16 protein-coding genes are annotated in these 23330 nt (G+C 65.4%); 7 read left to right on the top strand and 9 right to left on the bottom strand.

Features of this window, described 5'->3' with window-relative positions:
• Positions 1-66 precede the first annotated feature (66 nt).
• Positions 67-1434, top strand: a complete 1368-nt coding sequence (locus tag PW789_RS08880; protein WP_299375734.1) for a nucleotide sugar dehydrogenase — start codon at positions 67-69, stop codon at positions 1432-1434.
• A 77-nt stretch (positions 1435-1511) separates the two neighbouring features.
• On the opposite strand, the gene PW789_RS08875 is transcribed toward PW789_RS08880, so the two are convergent.
• From PW789_RS08875 to PW789_RS08865, 3 genes are all read right to left on the bottom strand, one after another.
• Entirely contained in the window at positions 1512-3401 is a 1890-nt protein-coding gene (locus PW789_RS08875) for a choice-of-anchor D domain-containing protein (RefSeq protein ID WP_299375731.1), read from the bottom strand.
• A 595-nt stretch (positions 3402-3996) separates the two neighbouring features.
• Positions 3997-5925 (bottom strand): sialidase family protein, encoded by a 1929-nt coding sequence (locus PW789_RS08870; protein WP_299374579.1) that lies wholly within the window; start codon positions 5923-5925, stop codon positions 3997-3999.
• A 191-nt stretch (positions 5926-6116) separates the two neighbouring features.
• Positions 6117-7325: an aminoacetone oxidase family FAD-binding enzyme gene (locus PW789_RS08865; RefSeq protein WP_299374576.1), complete on the bottom strand. Its 1209-nt coding sequence runs from the start codon at positions 7323-7325 to the stop codon at positions 6117-6119.
• 212 nt (positions 7326-7537) lie between these two features.
• Between PW789_RS08865 and PW789_RS08860 the strand changes: the two genes are divergently transcribed.
• The 3 genes from PW789_RS08860 to PW789_RS08850 all read left to right on the top strand — a co-directional run bounded on the left by PW789_RS08860 (position 7538) and on the right by PW789_RS08850 (position 12618).
• Entirely contained in the window at positions 7538-8863 is a 1326-nt protein-coding gene (locus PW789_RS08860; protein ID WP_299374573.1) for a class I SAM-dependent rRNA methyltransferase, read from the top strand.
• Between the two features lie 174 nt (positions 8864-9037).
• Entirely contained in the window at positions 9038-12043 is a 3006-nt protein-coding gene (locus PW789_RS08855; protein WP_299374570.1) for a lamin tail domain-containing protein, read from the top strand.
• A 35-nt stretch (positions 12044-12078) separates the two neighbouring features.
• On the top strand, positions 12079-12618 hold the full coding sequence (locus PW789_RS08850; protein ID WP_299374567.1) for a PEP-CTERM sorting domain-containing protein: 540 nt from the start codon (positions 12079-12081) through the stop codon (positions 12616-12618).
• 136 nt (positions 12619-12754) lie between these two features.
• Here PW789_RS08850 and PW789_RS08845 read toward each other — a convergent pair whose 3' ends face one another.
• The 3 genes from PW789_RS08845 to PW789_RS08835 all read right to left on the bottom strand — a co-directional run bounded on the left by PW789_RS08845 (position 12755) and on the right by PW789_RS08835 (position 15159).
• Entirely contained in the window at positions 12755-13627 is an 873-nt protein-coding gene (locus PW789_RS08845; protein ID WP_299374564.1) for an SDR family NAD(P)-dependent oxidoreductase, read from the bottom strand.
• Between the two features lie 225 nt (positions 13628-13852).
• Positions 13853-14419 carry a TetR/AcrR family transcriptional regulator gene (locus PW789_RS08840; RefSeq protein WP_299374561.1) on the bottom strand — a complete coding sequence of 189 codons (567 nt, stop codon included), beginning with the start codon at positions 14417-14419 and terminating at the stop codon, positions 13853-13855.
• Between the two features lie 14 nt (positions 14420-14433).
• Positions 14434-15159 carry a methyltransferase gene (locus PW789_RS08835; RefSeq protein ID WP_299374558.1) on the bottom strand — a complete coding sequence of 242 codons (726 nt, stop codon included), beginning with the start codon at positions 15157-15159 and terminating at the stop codon, positions 14434-14436.
• Between the two features lie 196 nt (positions 15160-15355).
• Between PW789_RS08835 and PW789_RS08830 the strand changes: the two genes are divergently transcribed.
• The 3 genes from PW789_RS08830 to PW789_RS08820 all read left to right on the top strand — a co-directional run bounded on the left by PW789_RS08830 (position 15356) and on the right by PW789_RS08820 (position 18470).
• Positions 15356-16291: a LysR family transcriptional regulator gene (locus PW789_RS08830; protein WP_299374555.1), complete on the top strand. Its 936-nt coding sequence runs from the start codon at positions 15356-15358 to the stop codon at positions 16289-16291.
• A 240-nt stretch (positions 16292-16531) separates the two neighbouring features.
• Positions 16532-17098, top strand: coding sequence for a R3H domain-containing nucleic acid-binding protein (locus tag PW789_RS08825; protein WP_299374552.1), 567 nt, complete (start codon positions 16532-16534; stop codon positions 17096-17098).
• A 55-nt stretch (positions 17099-17153) separates the two neighbouring features.
• Positions 17154-18470 (top strand): redoxin family protein, encoded by a 1317-nt coding sequence (locus tag PW789_RS08820; RefSeq protein WP_299374549.1) that lies wholly within the window; start codon positions 17154-17156, stop codon positions 18468-18470.
• A gap of 195 nt (positions 18471-18665) precedes the next feature.
• Here PW789_RS08820 and PW789_RS08815 read toward each other — a convergent pair whose 3' ends face one another.
• The 3 genes from PW789_RS08815 to PW789_RS08805 all read right to left on the bottom strand — a co-directional run bounded on the left by PW789_RS08815 (position 18666) and on the right by PW789_RS08805 (position 23133).
• Entirely contained in the window at positions 18666-19343 is a 678-nt protein-coding gene (locus PW789_RS08815) for a PEP-CTERM sorting domain-containing protein (RefSeq protein WP_299374546.1), read from the bottom strand.
• Positions 19344-19603: 260 nt separating this feature from the next.
• Entirely contained in the window at positions 19604-19750 is a 147-nt protein-coding gene (locus PW789_RS08810; RefSeq protein ID WP_299374543.1) for a hypothetical protein, read from the bottom strand.
• 209 nt (positions 19751-19959) lie between these two features.
• Positions 19960-23133, bottom strand: coding sequence for a TonB-dependent receptor (locus tag PW789_RS08805; protein ID WP_299374540.1), 3174 nt, complete (start codon positions 23131-23133; stop codon positions 19960-19962).
• Between the last annotated feature and the right edge of the window lie 197 nt (positions 23134-23330).

Below are 23330 nucleotides of genomic sequence, written 5' to 3'. Positions count from 1 at the left end.
GACAGAACTGTGACGCCCACAACACACCTTGCAAGGACTCCCCAGATTGCAACCGGTAGGGAGAGCCTGACACACTGGCTCGAGGCCGTCGAAAACCGTACCGCGCAGGTCGGCATCATCGGACTCGGCTATGTTGGACTTCCGCTCACGCTGCTGTTCAGCGAAGAGAAGTTCCGCGTCACCGGCTTCGATATCGACCAGACCAAGGTCGACAGCCTCAACCAGAACCGCTCCTACATCCACCGCATCGAGCCGGAGCACATCCGCGCCGCGAAGAAGTCGGGCTTTCATGCCACCTCCAACTTCGCCGAGATCGCACAGATGGACGCCGTGCTGATCTGCGTGCCCACGCCGCTGAACCACGATCACACGCCGGACATGAGCTACGTCACCTCGACCATCGAGGCGATCGCTCCGCACCTGCGCGAGGGCCAGCTGGTTGTGCTTGAGAGCACCACCTACCCCGGCACTACTGAAGAGATCATCGTCGAGAGCATCAACCGCCACGGCGCCGCGCGCAGCGTGCAGGTGCTCCGCGCCGCCGCCGACGGCGAGACGCCCGGCGAGCGGAATGGCGAAGCGGGCAACTTGTCCGGCATCATGGTCGCCTTCTCACCGGAGCGCGAAGATCCCGGCAACATGATCACGCCGCGCCGCGAGATCCCCAAGGTCATCGGCGGCGTCGAAGCCCGTGCCACCGCAGCAGCCGCCGCGCTTTACGGCAGCATCTTCACCCGCACGGTGCCGGTCTCCACGCCAGCGGCAGCCGAGATGACCAAGCTGCTCGAGAACATCTACCGCTCGGTCAACATTGCGCTGGTCAACGAGATGAAGCAGCTGTGCCTGAAGATGGGCATCGACATCTGGGAGGTCATCGAGGCGGCCAGCACCAAGCCCTTCGGCTTCCAGGCCTTCTACCCCGGCCCCGGCGTCGGAGGCCACTGCATCCCGGTCGACCCGTTCTACCTCAACTGGAAGGCCAGCCAGTTCGGCATCCAGGCAAAGTTCATCGAGCTGGCCGGCGAGATCAACGAGTCCATGCCCGCCTTTGTCGTGCAGACCACCGCACGCGCCCTGCAGCGCCGTGACAAGACACTGCGCGGAGCCAAGGTGCTGGTACTCGGCGTCGCCTACAAGCGCGACGTCGACGACCTGCGCGAGTCGCCCGCGCTCGGCATCATCGAGCTGCTGCGCAACGCCGGAGCCGAGGTCGCCTACAACGATCCCTTCTTCGAGACCGTCGGCAGCGGCCGCCACTACCACCTCGATATGCACTCGACCCCGCTCGAGCGCATCGGCGAGTTCGACTGCGTCGTGGTCCACACCGACCACTCGCTGTACGACTTCACCGAGATCGTCGACCAGGCGCAGCTGGTGATCGACACCCGCAACGCCACCCGCGCCATCGACTCCAACAAGATCGTCCACTGCTAGGCGCAGCGAACAGGAAACAGAAGAGGCGTGGCTCCCGGCCACGCCTTCTTTATGAAGGCAATCGATCGCCAGCCGGGTTACTGCACCACCAGCGTAAGCGCCACCGACCGCGTCAGCCCGCTCCCCACAGCCATCACGGTCACCGTATAACTCCCCTTCGGCGTCGTCACGCCGACCGTACCCGGAGCACCGGAGTCGGGAATCGCCCGCCCCGACCCGCACCCTCCCGCCACCACCAGCGCTGAAAGTACCAGCGCCGCCAGCACCCTCTTGCGCCGCAGCGCGAACACCATCACGGGACACAGCATCGCCAGCACAACCGCATCGCCTCGTCGCAGCAAGGCCGTCGAGCCCCCGGTCGCCACCGTTACCTGGACGATCGCCGCGCCGCCGCTCATTGCCACGCTGGCGGGCGAAAGATTGCAGCTCGCATACTGCGGCAGGCCGCTGCAGCTCAGCGTGGCGTTGATGCCCGGCACCGCAGCGGCAGGCGTCAGCCGCAGCGCGTAGCTTGCGCTCTGCCCCGCCGTCACCGTCGCCGAGGCTGGCCCATCGGCGACCAGCGCGAAGTCCACACCCGTTCCCGTCAGCGGCAGCGTCTGCGGCGAGTTCACCGCGCTCGACGCCACGCTGATCGTCCCCGTACGTCCACCCGTCGCCGTCGGCGTGAATGCAACCTGCATCGCACAGCTCGAACCCACCGCCAGCGTCGCCGTGCAGCTGTTCGAACCCGGCACGATGCTGAAGTCGCCGCTGACCGCGATCGAGGAGATCGTCAGCGGCTGGCCTCCGTTGTTGACCAGCGTCACCACCGATGGAGCCGAGGCCAGTCCCACGCCCGTCGCCGGAAACGCGACCCCGCCCAGCGGCGACAGCGATACACCTGCCGGTGCAATCCCTGTCCCCGCCAACGCCACCGTCTGCGAACGGTACGCATCCGACACCGTCAGCGTGCCTGCCTCCGCGCCCAGCGCCTTCGGCGCGAACGCCACGCTGATGGCGCACGTCGCATGCGCCGCCAGCGAGCTGCCGCAGCCGTTGGTCGCCGCAAAGTCGCCCGTCGTCGCCGTCGCAATCAGCGTCAGCGCCACGTCGCCCACATTGGTCAGGGTTACCTTCTGCGCCGCGCCTGGCACGCCCAGAGGCTGCGCCGCGAAGCTCAGCGAGGTGGGAGCCAGCGTATCCGTCGCAGGCAGCGCACCCGTTCCCGAGAGAGCCGCGCTCAGCGCCACGCTGCCCGCCGTCATCGAGAACGTCCCGCCCAGCGGCCCCGAGGCCTTCGGCGCGAACGCCACGCCGTACGCGCACGACGTATCCGCCGCCAGCGAGCCGCTGCAGGTCGTCGCCGTGATGGTGAAGCCGCCCGACACCGCAGCATTCGCCAGCGCCACCGCTCCGCTTCCCGTATTCGAGACCGTAATGTTCTGCGCCGCCGAGACTGCGTTTACCGCCGTCTCGGCGAAGCTGAGCGAGTTCGGCAGCAGCGTCACTCCCCCCACGGCGGCCGTCGCCGTGCCGGTCAGCTGCGCCGTCGCCTGCCCGCCGCTGACGTTGCCGTAGATCGTCATCGTCGCCGACCGCTCTCCCGCCGCCGCCGGAACAAACCGAATGTTGACCGTGCAGCTCTGCCCCACGGCAACGGCTGCCGACGTGCAGTTGTCGGTCTCCGTAAACTCCGCCTGCGGCCCCAGCGGCAGCTGTGCCTCGGAGATCGCCAGCTGCGCCACCGTCAGCGGAGCGCTGCCCGTATTCGTCACCGTCATCGTCTGCGTGGCGCTCGCCGTCGACACCGCCTGGCTGGCAAAGCTCAGCGACACCGGCGACAGCGCGATCGCAGGCGTCCCCGCCGACACGTTCGCCGCCGTCAGCAGCGGAACCTGCCACACCCCGCGGCCATATGTGCCCACCCGCAGTACTCCAGTGCGGCCATCGCCCGTCGGCAGCGCAGCGCCGGTCACCAGCGCCATCGCCGGAGCATCCGGCAGACCGGTGCCATACCGGCTCCAGCAGTTCTGGGTCTCGCACGTCGTCACGGCAGAGGTCACATACACGCCCGCATCCAGCGCCACGTACACCGTGTTGGCGTCGTTCGGGTCCACCGCCACCGCGTTCGCCGGCAGAGGCGGCAGGTTGCGCGTGATATTCGCCCAGCTCGCGCCCGCCGTGGTCGAGCGATACAGGTTGGTCACATCCATCCCGCGTATCGCCGCATACACCGTGCGCCCCGTCGCGTCGTGCGGATCGACCGTCAGCGCAGCCACGTCATAACCAGCCGCGTTGAATACCGGCGAGCCACCGTTCGTCGTCACCGGCGATGCACCCACATCGCTCCACACCGTCGCCGCGGACGCCGTATCCGCGCCCTGCGTCACGAAGACATGCCCGCCTCCACCCGCGCCTCCCGACAACAGCCCCGCCATCCCCGCATACATCACCTGCGAGCCTGTACTCTGCGCCGCCGCTGCATTCACGACCGGCCCACCCGCCGCCAGCGAGCGCACCATCCCATTCAGCGTGACGCAGGCCGGTTCCTGCGATCCCGAAAGCATGGCGCTGATCGTGTTACTCGCCGACCACAGCGCACCGTCCGTCGCCGGACCGCGCCACACACGGCACGTCCCCAGCAACAGGTTGCCCGTCGCCCCCGGATCGAGCAGCCACGGCGTCTGCGCCTCCGTCAGGTCGTAGGCTACCTGCGCCGCGCCGAGCGTCGGCAGCCCGGCAAAATCCGTCGATGCGCAGGCAGCACCACTGGCGCAGCGATGAATGCTGACGCCAGCTCCGTTCGTGACGTACCAGAGCGAAGGATCGTTCGGATCGATGGCCACGTTGCCGCCCTCGCCCGCCGCAACCTGCGTCCATGCCCCAGCCGCCGAGGCAGAGGCCGTCGCCGCCGTGCCGTTGGCTCCCATGCCTGCCAGCAGCGTCCCCGCGTCTGTCGGATGCGCCGCCAGCGACTGCACCATCGCCAGCGAGCCCAGCGCGCCGTTCAGGTTCTCGAAGTGCGCCGCATCGTCGCTCGAACACAGCGTCCCCTGCTGGTTTACCCCGTCGCTGGAGCGCCACAGACCGCCGTCGTTCCCCACAAAGATCACCGGCGCTCCGGGGCCGTGCCACCGCCGCAATCGCATGCTGCGCCGGGGCCACCTTCGCCGGGGCCGCGCATCCGTTCAGCGCGTTGGTGGTGTTGCGCATCGTCGCGCAGCCCGACGCCAGCGAGCAGCGATACAGATCCTCCGTCCCCGCAAAGACCAGCATGTCGGTGCCGCTGGCCACCGCGGCCAGCGCGAGGTTGTAGCTCGCCTGCGCGATCGCCGTGGCGTTACCGGAGGTGCCCGCGCTGCCCAGATCCAGCGAGCTGCCACCCAGCCGCTGCGCGAAGCTCACCGCTCCCGCACACGCGCCTGAAGCCTCCGCGCACGCATCGCGCCACAACCCCTGGTCGAGATTCGCCGCGTCCACCGTCAGCGCAACCATATCGCCCGAGACCGGCTCCACCGCCAGCGCGCCACGAAAGATCGGGCATCCCAGCGAGCCGACGAGATCGGTATTCGCCGGACACGCCGCCGCCGTCAGCCCGGCCCCCGGCTGCGCCGCCAGCCGCGTCCACGTCGCGCCATCGGCCGACTCGTAGTAGCCGTGATAGCGCACCGCGGCGTAGAACTTTTTGCGCACCGGGTTCCATACCACCGCCGTCGCCGCGTTGCCGCTGTAGCTGCCCGCGATCCGCGGACGCTGCACATACTGGCTGCCGTCCATCACGGTCGCCATCTGCCACGTCACCCCGGCGTCGGTCGAGTAATACAGCCCCATCACGCTGCTCGCGTTGGCCGCGCCCACCAGCGCACCCTCGCCCGAGTTGGTCACCGCCGCTACGACCGTCCCCGGCGACGCCGTGCTCCACGCAAACCCCGCAAACGCCAGACCGGCGAAGCTGTGCGTGCCGTAAGTCCCATCCTGCGAGATGCGCGCCACCGTCCACGTCACGCCATCGTCAGCCGAGCGCAGAACTCCCTCGCCGTAGTACGAGTCCGCAGCATTGTTGGGATCGCCCGTACCCGCCAGCACCACACCGTTCGCCGCCGAGAGTGCACCGATCGCCAGCGAAGGCAACGCCGAGGACCCCGCACTCAGACTGAAGACCGGCAGCGTATCGGTCAGCGGAGCAAAGCTCACCGACGCTGCAGGTGCCAGCGCATTCACCGACCGCCACACCCCGCCGCCCGTCGTTCCCAGATACACCGTGTTGCCCGTAGCGTCCGCCGGATCGACGGCGATCGACGTCACGCGCCCCGTCACCTTGCCATAGGCAGAGGTCGTCACCTGCACCGGCCCCAGCGGCTGCCAGGGAGCGGTCAGCGACTGCTGCGCCATCAACGCAGGAGAGAAGAACGAGGAGAGAAAAAGAAGAGAGGCCGACCCGCAAGCCGTCGCAGCCGCGCACACGCGCATACAGCCGTCGGCGAATTGGCGAAAAGGATCCTGACCCATACGGCGTGCTTACAGCTCTACGCAGACACCTGCGCCGATCCTCATAAGCCGCGGACGCTAAGTCAATGACCTTGTTGGGTTAGTGATGCAATGGTTACCCCACGCCCCATCGACGACACGGCTGAAGCGGTGTCCTAACAAAGCCAACAGCGCCAACAAAGCTGCTTACTCTGGCTGCTGCAATCTGCAACTCAAGCCGACCGCCCGGCAGCCGCCCCCGACGCCCAGGCCCACTGGAAGTTGTACCCGCCCAGCCAGCCGGTCACATCCACCACCTCGCCGATGAAGTACAGCCCTGGAACACGCTTCGCCTCCATGGTTGCCGCATCCAGCTCGCTCGTGTCGACGCCGCCGGCCGTGACCTCCGCCTTGGCGTAGCCCTCCGTGCCTGCGGGGATCACCCGCCACTCGTGCAGCCCGCGCTCCATCTGCTCGATCGCCGCATTCGTCCATCCCTGCGGAGCGTGCACTGCGACCCAGCGCTCCGCCATTCGCGCCGGAAGCACCGGCCGCAGCGCCGCCACCGCCGCCGCGGCATCGCGCCGCGCATTCTTCTCCAGCAGAGGAGCCGTCCACCGCACCCCCGGCGCCAGGTCCAGCGCAATCGTCTTTCCCGGCTGCCAGTAGCTCGAAGCCTGCAGGATCACCGGACCGCTCAGGCCGCGATGCGTCACCAGCAGCTTCTCGCGGAACGGCACAGGACGGCGCGCACCGGTCATCTTTCGCGTCTCCGGCGTCACCTCCGCCTCGGCCACCGCCTCCGCCGAGAGGCCGGACAGATCGCACCAATTCTCGCGGTCCTCTTCGCCGAAGACCAGCGGCACCAGCGCCGGACGGCACGCCGCCACGCCGATACCGAACTGCGTCGCCAGACGGTAGCCGAAGTCCGTCGCGCCCATCTTCGGGATCGAGAGGCCGCCCGTGGCGACGATCACCGACGCCGCGCGAAACGCTCCCGACGAACTCTCCACCACGAAGCCGCCCGCATCCGCCTGCCGCACCGCGCCGATCGTCGTACCGGTCACGATCGTCACCGATGCATCGCGGCACTCGCGCTCCAGCATGGTGACGATCTCCTGTGCCGAGCGGTCGCAGAACAGCTGCCCCAGCGTCTTCTCGTGATACGGGATACCGTGCTTCTCCACCAGCGCGACGATGTCGGCAGGCCGGAACCCCGCCATCGCCGACTTGGCAAAGTGCGGATTGCCGGAGAGCAGGTTCTCCGCCCGCGCATTGACGTTGGTGAAGTTGCAGCGCCCGCCGCCCGAGATGAGGATCTTCTTGCCCACGCGCTCGGCGTGATCGAGCACCACCACCCTGCGCCCGCGCCGCCCCGCCTCGATCGCAGCCATCAGCCCCGCCGCGCCACCACCCAGCACCACTACATCCACGCTCTGCACGCACACGCTCCAGCTAACGATGCTATCAATCGCAAGGGCTGGCCTCTCTGTTCGACATTCCTATGTAATTTCATTGCGCTTCCGGTCTTCCTTGCGCTGTGCCTTTGCATGGTCATTTCGACCGGAGCGCAAAGCGCGGAGTGGAGAAACCCGCTTTTCGACCACCACGACATCCACGCCGCCCCCGCCTCCATTCATGCGACCATAAACAGATGCCCAGAGAGCACCAGCCCCACCGCGCCACCAAGCCCCGCAACGACGCCCGCGAGCGCGAGCCGCGCCTCGAACCCGGCGCCGCGCACGGCCCTGCGGTGACCATCTCCCGCCGCGCCGCCGACCGCCTTCGCGCCGGTCACCTCTGGGTCTACCGCTCCGACCTCGAAGCCATCACGCCCGCGCTCGACGAGGAGTCGATCGCCCCCGGCGCGCTCGTCGCTGTCCTCGACAACCGCGGCATCCCCGTCGGCTCCGGCCTGTGGAGCGCAGCCTCGCAGATCGCCGTCCGCGTGGTCAGCGCCGAACCGAAGCTCACCCGCGAGGCCTATCTCGCCGACCTCGAGTTCCGCCTCGCCTCCGCCCTCACTTTGCGCTCCGCGCTCGCGCCGACAGACACAACCAACGACTCCTGCCGTCTCGTCTTCGCCGAGGCCGACCAGCTCCCCGGCATCGTCGCCGACCGCTACAACGACCTCGTCATCCTCCAGCTGCTCGCCCAGGGCACGGCGCAGGACGACGTCCGCGAGGTCTTCACCTCCGCCGTCCGCGGGCACTTCGGCGACCGGGTCGCCACCATCGTCGAGCGGCCCGACCCGCGCGTCCGCGAGCTGGAAGAGCTCGCCCCTGCGCCCTCCGCGCCGTTGTTCTCCGCCAACGAGAACGACGAGCCGAAGCTCGCCACCGTCTTCACCATCAACGGCCTGCAGCTGCACTACGACGCCTCCGCCGGGCAGAAGACCGGGGCCTTCCTCGACCAGCGCCTCAACTACGCCGCCGCTGCCGCCCACGCGCACGGCCGCGCCCTCGACGTCTGCACCTACCAGGGCGGCTTCGCCCTGCACATGGCGCGCACCTGCGACCACGTCACCGGAGTCGACGCCAGCCGGTCCGCTCTGGAAGTGGCCGACCGCAACCTTGAGCTGAATCGCGGCATCCTTCGCGCCGAGGTCGACTGGATCGAGGCCGACGCCTTCGAGCTGCTCCGCGAGTACGAGGCCACCAGCCAGCGCTTCGACACCATCGTGCTCGACCCGCCCGCCTTCGCCAAGTCCAAACGCGCCGTCGAAGGCGCCCTGCGCGGCTACAAGGAGCTCAATCTCCGCGCCATGAAGATGCTGCCCGCAGGAGGCACCCTGGTCACCTGCTCCTGCTCGCACCACGTCTCGCGCGAGGACTTCCTCTCCGCCATCGTCTCGGCCGCAGCCGACGCCGGACGCCGCGTCCAGGTGCTCGAGACCCGCGCCGCCGCACCCGACCATCCCGAGATCCTCACCCTTCCCGAGACCTTCTATCTGAAGTGCATTCTCTGCCGCATGCTGTAGAAAAGGCACACGTGTTGATGAAGTCACATTCCCGCAACATATTGCACATCAACAACATTCGCTGATTTTTTAAATAGACAACCGGCCGAATCGAGGTACTATCGGTCGCATATGTTCACCTACAACCTTCGTTGTATGCCCTCGGCCTCACTGTCTTTATTTCTGGCCACTGCGATGTTTGCAATCACAGGCGCCGCCCAGACGCCTACCCATGTTGTGATCTCGCAGGTATACGGCGGAGGCGGTAACTCCGGCTCGACCTACACCAACGATTTCGTCGAACTGTTCAATCCCACCACCTCGCCGCAGACGCTGACGGGCTACAGCGTGCAGTACGCCTCCTCTACGGGAACGTCGTACCAGGCCACCCCGCTGCCCGGCACCATCACGCTGCAGCCCGGCCAGTTCTACCTCGTACAGGAGGCGCAGGGCTCCGGCGGAACCACGGCGCTGCCCACGCCTGACGCCTCCGGCACCATCGCGATGAGCGCCACCGCAGGCAAGATCGCCCTGGTCAACTCCGCCACCGCGCTCAACGGCAGCTCCGGTTGCCCCACCGCCGCGCAGGGCGTGGTCGATTACGTCGGCTTCGGCGCCGCCAACTGCTTCCTCGGCACCGGCCCCACCGCGACCCTCGCCAACGCCACCGCCGCCATCCGCACCAACCTCTGCGTCGACAACCAGAACAACGCCGTCGACTTCTCGACCGGCGCGGCCAATCCGCATAACACCGGCTCCACGCTGGCTCCGTGCAATCCCACCGGACCCGGCCAGATCGCCGCCGCCGGCCTCGCCAATCCGGCCTCGGTCAACCAGAACAATCCGACCCTGCTGACCGTCACGGTGATCCCCGGTACCAATCCCGCCAGCGCCGGCATCAGCGTCGCGGCAGACCTCAGCAACATCGGCGGCTCCTCCACGCAGCCCTTCTTCGACGACGGCACCAACGGCGACCTCACCGCGGGCGACAACATCTTCTCCTACAGCTTCACCCCGTCCCTCGCCGGAACCTTCTCGCTGCCCGTCACCGTGGCCGACACCCAGATGCGCTCAGCCAAGACCACCATCGCGCTGACCGTGATCATTCCGCCACCCACCATCAGCATCCAGCAGATCCAGTCGGCCAAGCCCTCGCCCTACGTCACGCAGAAGGTGACGACCTCGGGCATCGTCATCGGCGTCAAGTCCAGCGGCTTCTACCTCGAGGCGAAGAACGCCTCGACCACCGCCACCACGCCGCAGGGCATCCTGGTCTACACCGGCTCCACCTCCAAGCCGTCGTACATCACGGTCGGCGCCGAGGTGCAGGTCTCGGGAACGGTGGCCACCTATCCCGCCACGGGCCTCACGCCCAGCACCGAGATCGACTCGCCCACCTTCACCCTGCTCTCGAGCGGCAATCCGCTTCCCCCAGCCGTCACCATCACGCAGGCGATGGATTCACCCTCCGGCGGCATCTACCAGTTCACCCGGCTTGAGGGCATGCGCGTCGCCATCGACTCGCTGACCACCACCAGCGGCACCGACGCCTCGCTCACCGAATCCACCGAGACCAACACCTCCAACGGCCTCTTCTACGGCGTCGTCACCGGCGTCCCCCGTCCCTTCCGCGAGCCCGGCGTCGGCATCACCGACACCGCCTACGGCCCGCTGCCCGCAGGCGTGCCCGTCTGGGACTCCAACCCCGAGCTGATCTACATCGACTCGAAGAGCTTCCGCGGCACCGGCATCGACCTCACCTCCAACGCCACCGTCACCGGACTCTCCGGCGTCATGGACTTCTCCTACGGCGCTCCCGAGATCCTGCTCGACGCCACCAATAACCCCACCGTCACCGGCCTGATGACCGCGCAGCCCCTGCCCGTCCAGACCTCCGGTGAGTTCACCATCGCCAGCATGAACCTGGAGCGCTTCTACAACGACGTCTCCGACCAGGACAACCCCGGCAGCTCGGCCGTCACCGTCACCACCGAGGCCTACCAGCGCCGCCTCAACAAGGCGTCGCTCGCCATCCGCAACGTCCTCAATACGCCCGACATCATCGGTACGCAGGAGGTCGAGAACCTGGCCGTCCTGACCGACCTCGCCAAAAAGGTCTCCGCCGATGCCGTCGCCGCCGGTCAGCCTGACCCGCTCTACGTCCCCTACCTCTTCCTCGGCAACGACATCAGCGCCATCAACACCGGCCTGCTGGTGAAGTCCACCAAGGTCGACACGGTGCGCGTGGAGCAGTTCGGCCTCGACACCACCTTCACCAACTCCGGCGGATCGCAGGCGACCCTCAACGACCGCACCCCGCTGGTCGCGCATCTCGGCATCAAGCGCGGCTCCGGAACCGACTACCCGCTGACGATGATCGTCGTCCACCAGCGCTCGCTGATCAACGTCGACGATCCCACCAGCACCGGCGCCACCGTCCGCCTGAAGCGTGAGGCGCAGGCCGAGTTCCTTGCCAAGCTCATCCAGGGCTACCAGGCTGCCGGTGAGCACGTCGTCGCCGTCGGCGACTACAACAGCTTCGAGTTCTCCGACGGCTTCGTCGACGTGCTCGGCGTTACCCGTGGCAACCCGGTCCCGGCCTCGCAGGTGGTTACGCCTCCGGTCGCCGGTCTCGCCAACCCGCCGCTGGTCGATCTCGTCACCCTGCTTCCGGCGGAGCAGCGCCAGAGCTACGTCGAGACGGGCAGCGCGCAGGTGCTCGACCACGTCGTCGTCACCAGCGACCTGGTGCCGCAGATGACCCGCCTCGCCTACGCCCACTACGACGCCGACTTCCCGCTGGTCTACCTCAACGACGCCACCCGTCCTGAGCGCGTCAGCGATCACGATGCTCCCGTCGCCTACTTCAGCATCCCCGCTGTTCAGGGCACGGTCCAGGTCACCGCCTCCGCGACCCTCATCAAGGTCTCGAACGGCTACCAGGCCACCGTCACGCTGAAGAACACCGGCGCCGGAACCGCGCAGAACGTCGTCCTCACCGGTGCCGTCCTCGGCGCGGCCAGCGGCTCACCGCTGCCTTATGCCGTCGGCGACATCCAGCCGGGAGCCTCGGCGACCGCCACGATCCTCTTCCCCGCCTCCGCTGGTAATCCCGGCGCCGCCGCGGTGGAGAAGTTCACCGGAACCTACACGGGAGGCGCCTTCACCACCAGCCTCCGCGCCGTCATCCCCGCCAACTAAGCGACTCTCAAAACAATCGACCTAAAGGAAGACTCATGAAGAAGACGGCCATCACCACCCTCGCTCTCGCACTCCTCGCCCTGGTTCCGTTCGCCTCGGCGGACACCCTCAGCCTCTCGCTCTCGCCGAGCTCCTTCACCGGAGCCCCCGGCGACACCATCACGGTCGCCGGAACCATCACCGCCGCCTCCGATGGTCTGGGCGCGGTCAACCTGCTGGGCGACAACATCAACGTCAACGGCCCCTCCGCATTCAGCTTCGTCCTCGACGACTCTGCGTTCCTGCTCGACGCCCCCCTCAGCATGTCGGGCGGCGACTCGTACACCGGCGACCTCTTCACCATCACGCTGCCGAGCGATACCCTCGCCGGCAACTACACCTTCACCTTCGACATCCTCGGCGGAGTCGACTCCGGGGACTACAGCATTCTGACCTCCGCCGGCGGAACCCTGGACGTCGCCAACGCCAGCCCCGTCCCCGAGCCCGGCACCTGGGCCCTGCTCGCCACCGGCTTCGGAGCCTTCGGTCTGGCCGCCTTCGCCCGCCGCCAGTCCGCAGGCAATCACGCGGTATAACCCCTCTCGCAAGACAACAAGTTTGAAGCCCCGCCATCGCTGGCGGGGCTTCTGCTTTTAATCGTTGATCCCGCCGCTGCCTGCTTAGCCACGCGCCACACGGCAAGGCGGGAGAGCACTCCCCCGCCACAGCCACCTAGCGCATCTTCACCGTCAGCAGCTCCGGAATCGATGCCGCATCCGGGTACACCGTCGAGTGGGTCAGCTCGCGGAACTTCTTCGCCTCGGCTGCACGGCCCTCCTCCACCAGTGCGACACGCTGCTCCGCGTCGACACCGAGGATCAGCCGCAGCGGCACCTCGTCCGTATTCGTCAGCTTCACGATCAGCGCCGCAATGCGCTGCGGATCACCCTCCTGCTGGCCTTCGATCTTCCGCAGCAGTTGATAGATCTGCCCCACCGTCTCTTCATACTCCGGCAGCAGCTCCACCTCACCCTGTCCGGCGCGCCGCGACCAGTTGGTGCGGATGCCGCCCGGCTCCAGCGTGCACACCTTCACGCCGAACGGAGCCACCTCCATCGCCAGCGCATCGCTGAAGCCGCCCACCGCCCACTTCGCCGTGTGATATGCCGTGTTGCCGCCAAACGCGATCCTTCCGCCGATCGACGAGACCTGGAAGATGTGCCCGCTCCTCTGCTTCCTCATCACCGGAATCGCCGCACGCGTCGTGTAGATCACGCCCCAGAGGCAGGTATCCACGACGGCCTGAAAATCCTCCGCGCTCGTCTGCTCGAACGGAGCCACCTGACCATAACCGGCATTGTTCACCAGCACATCCAGCCGACCGAACGTATCGATCGCAGCCTTCACCGCTGCCTGAGCCTGCGCCTCGTCGCGCACCTCCAGCTTGACCGGCAGCACTCGCTCGCCGTACTGCGCCACCAGAGCGTCCAGCTCCTCCGGACGCCGCGCACCCGCAACCACGCTGTCGCCCGCAGCCAACGCGGCTTCGGCGATATCGCGTCCCAGACCGTTTCCACTTCCCGTAATCAACCAGACCTTAGACATCGAAATAGATCCTCCTGTTTCTTTAGACAAATAAATGAGCGAGTGGTTGCTCATTTATTTATTCGCTGCAACTGCACCTGACTCCATCCAGCATTCTGTAAAGAAAACATATTCCTTCGATTCGCTGCGGAATGACAAACAGAACGGCAGAAGACAAAGAGGAACGGGAGGGAGAATGACAACAAGGGGGGATAAAGCGCGTGGCTCAAACAGAACCGAACGCCCTTATCGCACAGCGCGCCAGTACAGCCGGAACCCGCGCTCGACCAGCATCTTTCTCTGTCTCGGCGACCTCGCGGCAAAGTCCATCGTCGCCTCCTGCATCGCCGACATGGTCGCCGCGCCAAAGCCCTTCGGCATCCCGCGCAGCGACTCGCGTTCATCCATCTCGGCGAACAGCGTATCGACCGCGCCCCTGGCCTCTACCGTCCGCTCCCGCGTCTCCGCCGTCACCGCGTCCGACAGGTTCAGCTGCACCGAGACCTTCCGGTGCGCAGGATGTTCGATCGACCAGCCCAGTGAGCACGACCACACATGCCACGCCCTCTGCTCCAGGCTCGCCTTGTGCGGAAAGCTGCGGTTGATCAGAGCGTAGAGCTCGTTCTTCAGCTCGGCGTACAGCTCGTTCAGTAGCTCGTCCTTGGTGGAGAAGTAGGTAAACAGCGTGCCTTCGGCCAGCTCCGCGCGCTTGGCGATCTTCGCCGTCGCCGCGCCCAGTCCCACCTCGGCGATCTCTGCGATCGCTGCTTCGAGAATCGCCCTGCGCTTCTCCGGGTCCCGTGGACGCGCCATCTCGCTCCCTTTCCTTACGCCGCTTCCGGCTTCGGCACAAGGGCCCGTGCCACCAGCGACACACCCAGCGACACCAGAACTCCCTGCAGGATCAGCGTGGAGTTATACCGCCAGCCCAGTACGCCAAACGAGACAGCCGCACCCCAGAAGTAGATCTCGCCCACGACACCCAGCCCCCACTTCGGCTGCACCGAAGAAGCCGCCACACGCGGACGCAGCGTCGGGATCAGCCGCGGCACCAGCGTGCAGTACACGCGGTAGGCATCGCCCACCTTCGCGCCCAGAAACGACTCTTCCGCCAGGATCAGCCGCAGCTGAAACAGCCCGATCAGCACAATCGAGAAGACCGCGCCGCTCGGCAGCATCAACAGTGAGAGTGCCAGCGTGTGCAGGAACGTCCCCACATACAAGGGATTGCGCAGATAACGATACGGGCCGGCCGCGACGATCGCGTTGCCATGCATCGCCGCATCCTTGACTACGCCGGAGCCCAGGTACGACGCGCCCCACGTCCGCAGCAGCGCCGCCGCAACCGCCACCACGATGCCCACCACCAGGATCACCTCGGTCCCGGTGCTGAAGCTGGCCCACTTCAGATGCGACATCTGCGCCGCCAGCCACTGCCACGTGCGCACCGTATCGAGGTGCAGCCAGTAGTTCCACGGCGTCGCAAAGGCCAGCACGTAGAGGACGACATGGATCAGGAAGCGAAGACGGAATTCAATGGCAGTAGCTTTCATGCGCGGCGCGGCAGATCCTTTTCGGCTCAGAGGAACAGAGGCTCTCTAACAGTCTAGTAGCTCTCGCGCAGCTCCTGCTCCCATCCACTCTTTTGTCATCCCGCAGAACGCCTTCGTCATTCCACCTTTTGGGTTGTCATTCGGCAGTGCAGCGAAGGAATCTGCTTACCGCCACCATGTACCCTAAGACCCAGCGATGATCGAAAACTTCCGCCTCCACGTCTTCCGCTCCGTCGCCCGTCATCTCTCCTTCAGCCGCGCCGCCGAAGAGCTTCTGCTGACGCAGCCCGCCGTCACCCAGCAGATCAAGGCCCTCGAAGACGAGATCGGCGCCCCGCTCTTCGATCGCGGCGGCGGACACATCAGCCTTACCTCCGGCGGCCTCGCGCTTCTGCCCTTCGCCGAAAAGCTTCGCGAGCTCAGCGACGAGGCCCTCGCCGCCGTCGCCCACACCTCCGGCGATCACGCCGGCACGCTCGCCCTCGGCGCCTCGCAGACCATCGGCCAGTACGTGCTGCCTAATCTCATCGCGCAGTTTCTCTCTGCCCAGCCGCGCCTCCACATCACCGCGCAGTCCGGCAACACCGACCAGATGCTCGAAGCGCTCCTCGAACACCGCATCCACGTCGCGCTGATCGAAGGCCCCGTCCAGCGCAAGGACCTCCGCGTCGAGCCCTTCATGGAGGACCACCTCGTCCTCGTCGTTCCCGCCGGACACGAGTGGGCCAGCCACGAGATCGTCCCCGCCGACCTCACCACCCAGCCCCTGCTCATGCGCGAGTACGGTTCCGGCTCCCGCCGCGTCGTCGAACAGGCGCTCACCGCCGCCAAGGTGAAGCTCAAGTCGCTCCGCATCTCCATGGAGCTGGACTCCACCGAAGGCCTGCTCTCCGCCGTCGAGGCCGGACTTGGCGTCACCTTCGTCTCCCGCTGGGCCGTACGCAACCAGCTCGCCCTCGGCACCCTGGCCATCGCCCAGGTCAGCGGACTCACCCTCTCCCGCCGCTTCTCCATGGTCCATCCCGCCGGACCCGACCCCACCGGAGCCGCCGGGGCCTTCCGCAGCTTCCTGCTCTCCCGCGTCACCGCCACACCTGCCTCAACCCCGGGCAAAGCTCTCCGAAGTCGCTGAAATTGCGGCGTCAGACGAAGGTATTTCCACGTCGCGGAAACGTATACGACAGATGGCGTTTAACCAGATAAGCCGTTTATTTTCTGTATCTTGAATCACGGGTTTTCCTATCTGTGCAAGTCACGTCCTTTATCCGTGGAACCCGATTGCCGCCGACGTGCATCCAATACGCGGCCGAGGCAAACTTACCGGCGATTTATTGCGTATATTGAAAAAAATCCAATGCAAGACCTGGAAGACATGAAGAAGAAGGTAAATGACTTCTTGCAGGGGCTTATCTCCCGGGGTCATCTGAACCTGGAGTTCAACATCCTCGCCTGCAACGGCCAAGTGCAACCCACCATCGGCGACTTCGCCGGTCGTGAGATTCCTGTAGCCGGCGCTGACCTCTGCGTCGACTTCTCCGGACCGGATGTTTCAACCCTGATCGCCCGTAACGGTGAGCTTCTTCTGGCCCTCGAACACGTGGCCGCCAAGATCCTCCGCTTCGAGCACGAAGACCACGACCGCATCTCCTTCGACGCCGAAAACTTCAAGCTGCGCCGCCACCAGGAGCTTCGCCAGTCCGCCGAGTCTGCCATCGAGCGAGTCCGCCAGACCGGCCAGCCGTTCTCCTTCTCCCCCATGAACTCCCGCGAGCGCCGCCTGCTGCACCTGGCTCTGGCCCCCTCCGGCCTGCCCACCGCCTCCTCCGGCGAGGGATCGCGCCGCTTCGTCGTTCTCTACCCCGAGGGCGACGTCCCGCCGCCAGCCCCCTCCAACAACGACCGCGCCAGGGCCATCCGCGAGCGCTTCCGCCGACGGTAGATCCCTTTCTGCAGCCTATCCGCTTCCGCAGTGACGTACTCTTACGTCCCTAAGCATGTCGTCATCCGGCCAGCTGCCTGACTTCCTGCGTGGAGGCACCATCTTCTTTCCTCGAGCAATTGCCGTCGTCTGCGCCGCGCTGGCCGCCGCCACTGCCAGCGCGCAGCAGCCATCCGGCGCGCCCAACCCCGCTTTGCAGCTGCTCGATAAGACCGTCGCCCATTACAACCAGGCAAACACCCTTCACCTCGAAGCCACGACCCTCTCCAGCCGCCGTACGGAGTTGAGCGTCAACACAATGACCATGACGCTCAACGTGACCATCGCCTCCGGTGGCCGCTTCCGCTACGAGGGCAACAGCTTCATGGGATCCGGCCTGCTGGTCTCCGACGGCACGACGGAGTGGCACCTCTCGCGCAACTTCGCCCAGTACACCCGTCAGCCCTCCGGAAGCCTCTTCGACCATGGATTCTCTATGGAAGGCGACGTCTGGGCTCTCTCAGCCGCCCGCTCGCTCGCGCCCCAGGTCAGCAGCCTCGACACCAGCTCCGCCAGCGCCCACTTTCTGCACGACCAGTCGCTCGTCTTCAACGGCCATAAGGTCCGCTGCCGGGTCATCCAATATGAACGCAACGACCTGCGGGCCGACTCGACAAAGACCACCTATACCGTCTGGATTGATCCCACCGCACTGCTGGTCGCCAAGATCGAGTCGCGCAGCACTCTTCCCATCATCATCGGCAATCAGCCTGCCCCCTACGGTCCGCTGACCGAGGTCATCGGCACCAGCACCTTCTCCGTTGCCGCGATTGACGTCAAGCCCGGCCCCGATGCCTTCAGCTTCACCCCTCCAGCAGGCAGTACCCAGGTCGCGCAGCTTCCCACCGGGATGACGTCGCGGCCCGCTTCGACCCTCGCCGAGCGTACGAGTGCGAAGTTCCTCGGCAAGCCCCTGCCCGCCGCCACTCTGGAGGACTCCACCGGCGCAAAGGTGCCGCTCGCATCCTTTACCGGCCACCCGTTGCTCATCGACGTCTGGGCCACCTGGTGCGGTCCCTGCATGCAGGAGCTTCCCGCGCTCGACCGGCTGCACAAATCTCTCGCTGCGACCGATCTCCAGATGATCGGCATCGACCAGGACGAGACCCCCGCCACCGCCGACGCCCTGCTCCAGCGCCGCGGTTATGGCTGGAAGAACTTCCACGCCGGACTCGACGTCGCCCGTCAGCTGGGCGTTGACGGCCTGCCTACCGTGATCCTCACGGATGCCACGGGCAGGATCGTCTACTACGGCCTCGGCGGCGATACCCGCGCCCTGGCTGCGGCCATCGCAAAACTCGGCAAGCCCTACACGGCCGCTGAGGCCGAATAGTGCCAACCCGGCAATTGTGCGGGCCACGCAATTGTGCCGACCGAAAAGCAAAAGGAGGAGCCGATACCCCGGCCCCTCCCTGCTTTATCTACGCACCACCCGAACCCGTGCGTCGATCTCGATGTTTCTATCAGCGTTGACCATGGAGCGTGCAGCCACGTTGAGCATGCCGCTACATTGAACCGCTGGGAACGTCTAGCCCTTGACCACCATGCGCCGGCGCATCATGCCCGCCGCGCCGATCAATCCGGTTGCCATCAGTACCAGGCTGCCGGGCTCAGGCGTCGCCACCACGGGAGGAGGCGGGGGAGGGGGAGGAGGCGTATCGCCGCCACCACCGCCGGGGTTGCCACCGCCACCGGGGTTGCCACCGCCGCCAGGATTGCCGCCGCCACCGGGATTACTTCCACCGCCGCCACCGCCGGGAAATGTCGGGGGGAGCGGAACGCCGCCGCCACCGGGACCACCGACAGCGGGAGGAGTGTTCTCGGCCACCAGGTTCGAAGGCGCACCGGGAGCCTCAGGCTCACCGGCCGCGGGCATAAACGCCGGAATCGGGCTGGCTGCGAGGTTGCTCACCGCGGGGTCCTGCAGACCGATATCGCCGCAGGCAAACTCCATCTTGCGCAGCGCCTCTTCGCGCGTCATCTTCGGACGACTGAAGCGAGCCGGCAGCACGCGCGGACCTGCAACCTTCCGGGCGACCTTGTGGCGGACATAGTGTCCTACACGATGGCGCGCCGCATTAGCGCGCTGCACCGTCGGCGAATGTGCGAGTGCATCCCGATACTCCGAGATCCAACGCTCACACTCCGTGAGAGCATGAAGCCGCACCCCCGTCGCTGCGGAGGCACTTGCGAGAACGAGAACCAAGACAATCCATACACGACGCATATGCGTAACCCAAGGCCGGGACGACTCTTACTCTTAGTTGTGGGAGCAGCCCTTAGAATTGTTGCTGCTTTGACTGTTGCAATTAAGCGTCCAAACGAGAAAACCCCTATGGAGCACTGATTTGTGTGCAACTTGCACATGGAATGGCCATAAATTTTCCCTGCCCCGCCTGGAAAGGGAAACTCTTTTCTCACGACTAACGGCAAATGTTTGCGTATTACCTTTGAAGGCCGGAACTCTCATCCTGCCAGATAGTTCCGCCAGACTTCGCCCTCGGCGACCTGTCGCGGAACCTGCATCTGCTGCCGGGCGGAGGCGGGGAGCGAGAGCCGGAAGCAGCACTCCACGGATGCGTGGACGTGTTCGTCATCGCGAACAATAAGCATGAGATCTCTCCCCTCCGGACAAAGTCCTGCAGGTGACATCTCTCGCTAACCAGTTGGATCGCTCGCAGCACTTAAACGAATCGGTTGCTGCCCACCAGAGGCAGGAAAGAACGGAGGGCGGACCCCTGATGAGGTCCGCCTTCCAAGCTGTGCAATGGTTTGCTTATCTGAAGAAGGGATATTCGGCTTATCCCTGCCCAGGAAACTTCCTAGAATAGATATTTCACTGCCAGCTGCAGTTCGCGGTTATCGATGTTCGTCGACGAGATCTGACCGAACGAGCTCGCTCCATACGACGATCCCGGCGACGAGAACTGCGGCGTGTTCAACGCGTTGAAGGCCTCGAACCGGATCTGCAGGCTGTGCGTGTCCGCATACGGCATCACGAAGTTCTTCATCACCGACAGATTGACCGTCTTGGTTCCAGGGCCAACGAGATAGTTCCTCGGCGTGGTGCCGAAGGCATATCCGCTCAGCGCAAAGGCCGAGGAGTTGTACCAGCCGTTGACCGCCGACTTGTTGGCCACGTATGCATTCGCGCCAGCCACCAGGTTTGGACGCTGCCACGGATTGTCGACATTCTCGGAGTCCGTGCTCTGCGTCACGTTCACCGGGGTGCCGCTCGCCAGGTTGACGATGCCGTTCAGCGTCCAGCCATTCATGCCAAGACCCGCCAGCCTGCTCTTGGTGAAGTCCGGCAGGCGGTACACGTAGGCCAACACGAAGTTATGCCGCTGGTCGTTCGAGCCCGGCGCCCACTCGTGCGGATTGCGCGGATCCTGGCAGGTGCAGCCACCGGCGTTGGTCGAGTTGCCCTGGTTGTCGAACAGGTGCGACCACACATACGAGGCCGTCACGTTCGAGTGCGCATTCACCCTCCACTCCAGGTGTTCCTGCAGCGAGTTGTAGTAGGACGCGCCGGTGAAGTCCAGCGCGCGGATGCGGGCAAACGTGTTGTACGGACGGCGCGACTGAATGTCGCCCGGTCCCGGTGCCGGCGAGTTGAAGTACTGGATCGAGGTATCGAGATCCGAGCCCTTCGTGCCCACGTACGAGGTCGTCAGCACCATGTTCTTGAACTGCTGCTCGATCGTCGCGTTCCACGTCTGCACCATGGCATCGGGACGCTTGCGGTCGGCAGGCATCGTCACCACGTTGAAGAAGGGGTTCGCCGGATACAGCGCAGCCGGTACCGGCGTTTCGATCGAGGCCAGCGGCGGTGCCGTCGGTCCCGCGTTCGGGTTGGTGATCGTCAGCGAGCCCGCCGTCGGAGGATTCAGCTGCAGGATGTTGATGTTGTCGAACTGGCCGCCGTAGTACGTAATGCCGTAGCCGCCGCGAACCACCGTCGTGGGATACATGCTCCACGCAAAGCCCACGCGCGGGGCGATGTCCTTATGCGTGATCGACCAGATGTTATTCAGCCGCTGTCCCGGGGCAGGCGTCAGCACCGGAGGATTCTGGCTGAAGTCCAGCGTGCGCGAGACGTTGTTGGTATCCACCGGAGGAGCGTAGATCTCGTAGCGGATGCCGAGGTTCAGCGTCAGCCGGTCGTTCATGCGGAAGTTGTCCTGGAAGTACTCCGCCGTACGCCACTGCCGCGCCGCCGTGATCGGCACGCCCTCGGGCGTGATCGACGTACGCGGCGTGCCGAGGATGTAGTCCGCTGGAGCGTAGCCGGTCATGTCGCCGGTAAAGCTCTGCTGCCCGAAGGGCGTGTTGTTCGTCGTCGCATTGCCCGCGACCTTGCGGATATCCACGCCGAACAGCAGGGTGTGCTTGCCCTTGGTCAGCGTCACGTTGTCCGCCGCCATGAAGGTGCGGCTGTAGTCCAGGTTCGAGGCTGCCAGCGAGTCGCCCATGCCGAGATAGCCCGAGATCGAAAGCAGGGGGAAGCCCTCTTCGTTCGAAGTCAGCTCGCGGCCATTCGGTCCGCCCACCTTGAAGCCGTTGATTCCCAACGACTCGATCGTGAAGCCTGTGCCCGTGCGAACGCTCAGCTCCTTCACATGCTCCAGGTTCACGCCCGCGCGCACCTCGTTGACCAGCGACGGCGAAAATACGTGGATGTACTGCAGCGCCGCGTTGTGCATCGGATACGTTCCCGTGTAGCGAAAGTTCGGGTTCGTGTCGGTGATGGGGAAGTCGCGCTTGGTGTAAATGTAGTGAATAAACAGCGAGTTGCGATCGTTGAACTTGTGGTCGATACGGCCGATGTACTGGTTGTTGCTCTGGCGGCCAAGCGACGCGCCCGAGTAGTTCTGCCCGCCTGCGAAGCTGCCGTTCGGCAGCGGCATGTAGGTGTTGATGATGCTCTGCGAGACCGCGTTCACCGGGACCTGGTTATTGGCATACGTGCCGCCCGTGTATGGATTCTTCAGCGGCGTGGCGTATGCAGAAAAGTCGCCGTTGCGCTGCGCCGGGGTCAGCACGTTCGAGAGCGACGGTGTCTCCGCGATCGAGCGCAGGCCCTCGTAGCTGGCGAAGAAGAACGTCTTGTCCTTGAAGATCGGCCCGCCGATGGTGCCGCCGAACTGGTTCTGCTTGAGGATGTTCTTGGCCAGCGGCGCCGGACGGAAGTAGTTGCGCGCGTCCACCGCGTCGTTGCGGATGAACTCGAACGCCGAGCCATGGAACTGGTTGGTGCCGCTCTTCAGCTGCACGTTGATGTTGGTGCCCGCCGAGAAGCCATACTCCGCCGAAAAGTTGCCGGTCTGCACGCGGAACTCTTCAATCGCATCCACCGAGGGATAGTTGTTTACATAGGCCGAGCGCGTGTTGGTCATCACCACGCCGTCCACCTGCACCGCGCCCCAGTCGGCACGGCCGCTGTTCGACGCAATGGTCGAGCCCGCCGTCGACGACGAGTGATTGTCGGGGTTCGAGATGCGGACGCCGGGCGTCAGCACCGCCAGGTCGTTGAACTTACGACCGTTCAGCGGAAGATTCACCGTGCGATTCGTGTCCACCGTCGTGCCCAGCGTCGCGTTTTCGCTCTGCAGCAGCTGCGGAGCCGCACTCACGTCCACGCTCTGCGTCGTGCCGCTCAGGCTCATCGCCACGTCGAGATGCACCTGCTGCGATAGCGCCAGCTGAATGCCGGAGCGCGTTGAAGCCGCAAAACCACTGGCTTCCACCTTCACCGTGTACATACCAGGCACAAGATACTGCACGCGATACTGACCATCGCCCGAGGTTGTGACCGTCTTCTCCTGCCCGGTCGCATCGGCGTGAACCACCACGGTTGCGCCCGGCACCACCGAACCCTGCGGGTCGGTCACCGAACCGAGAATCGACGTGTCCACCGTCTGCCCGACAGCGAACGAACTGAAGAACAAAGGAACACACAGCAACGGCATACAACGAATGAGCAACTTGCGCATAACACCCTCCGAGCAGAAAGCAGGTAGGAGCGGCGTCCACCATGCGCACACCCATGCGCACCCCGGGACACAGCGTTGAAGTTGTAACTTCATGACTTGGGGAGTCGTTTTAATAATTTCTTGTGAAGAGAAGTCTGCGGCCTGCGGCCGAAAATCGCCTATGCCATTTGCCTTACGAGTACAGAAAATCTCGAAAA

Origin of the sequence: Edaphobacter sp., assembly GCF_028283685.1 — a bacterium.
Classification (GTDB): Bacteria; Acidobacteriota; Terriglobia; order Terriglobales; family Acidobacteriaceae; genus Edaphobacter.
The sequence above is the reverse complement of the archived record's forward strand: the minus strand, read 5'-3'. Positions and strand labels throughout refer to the sequence as shown.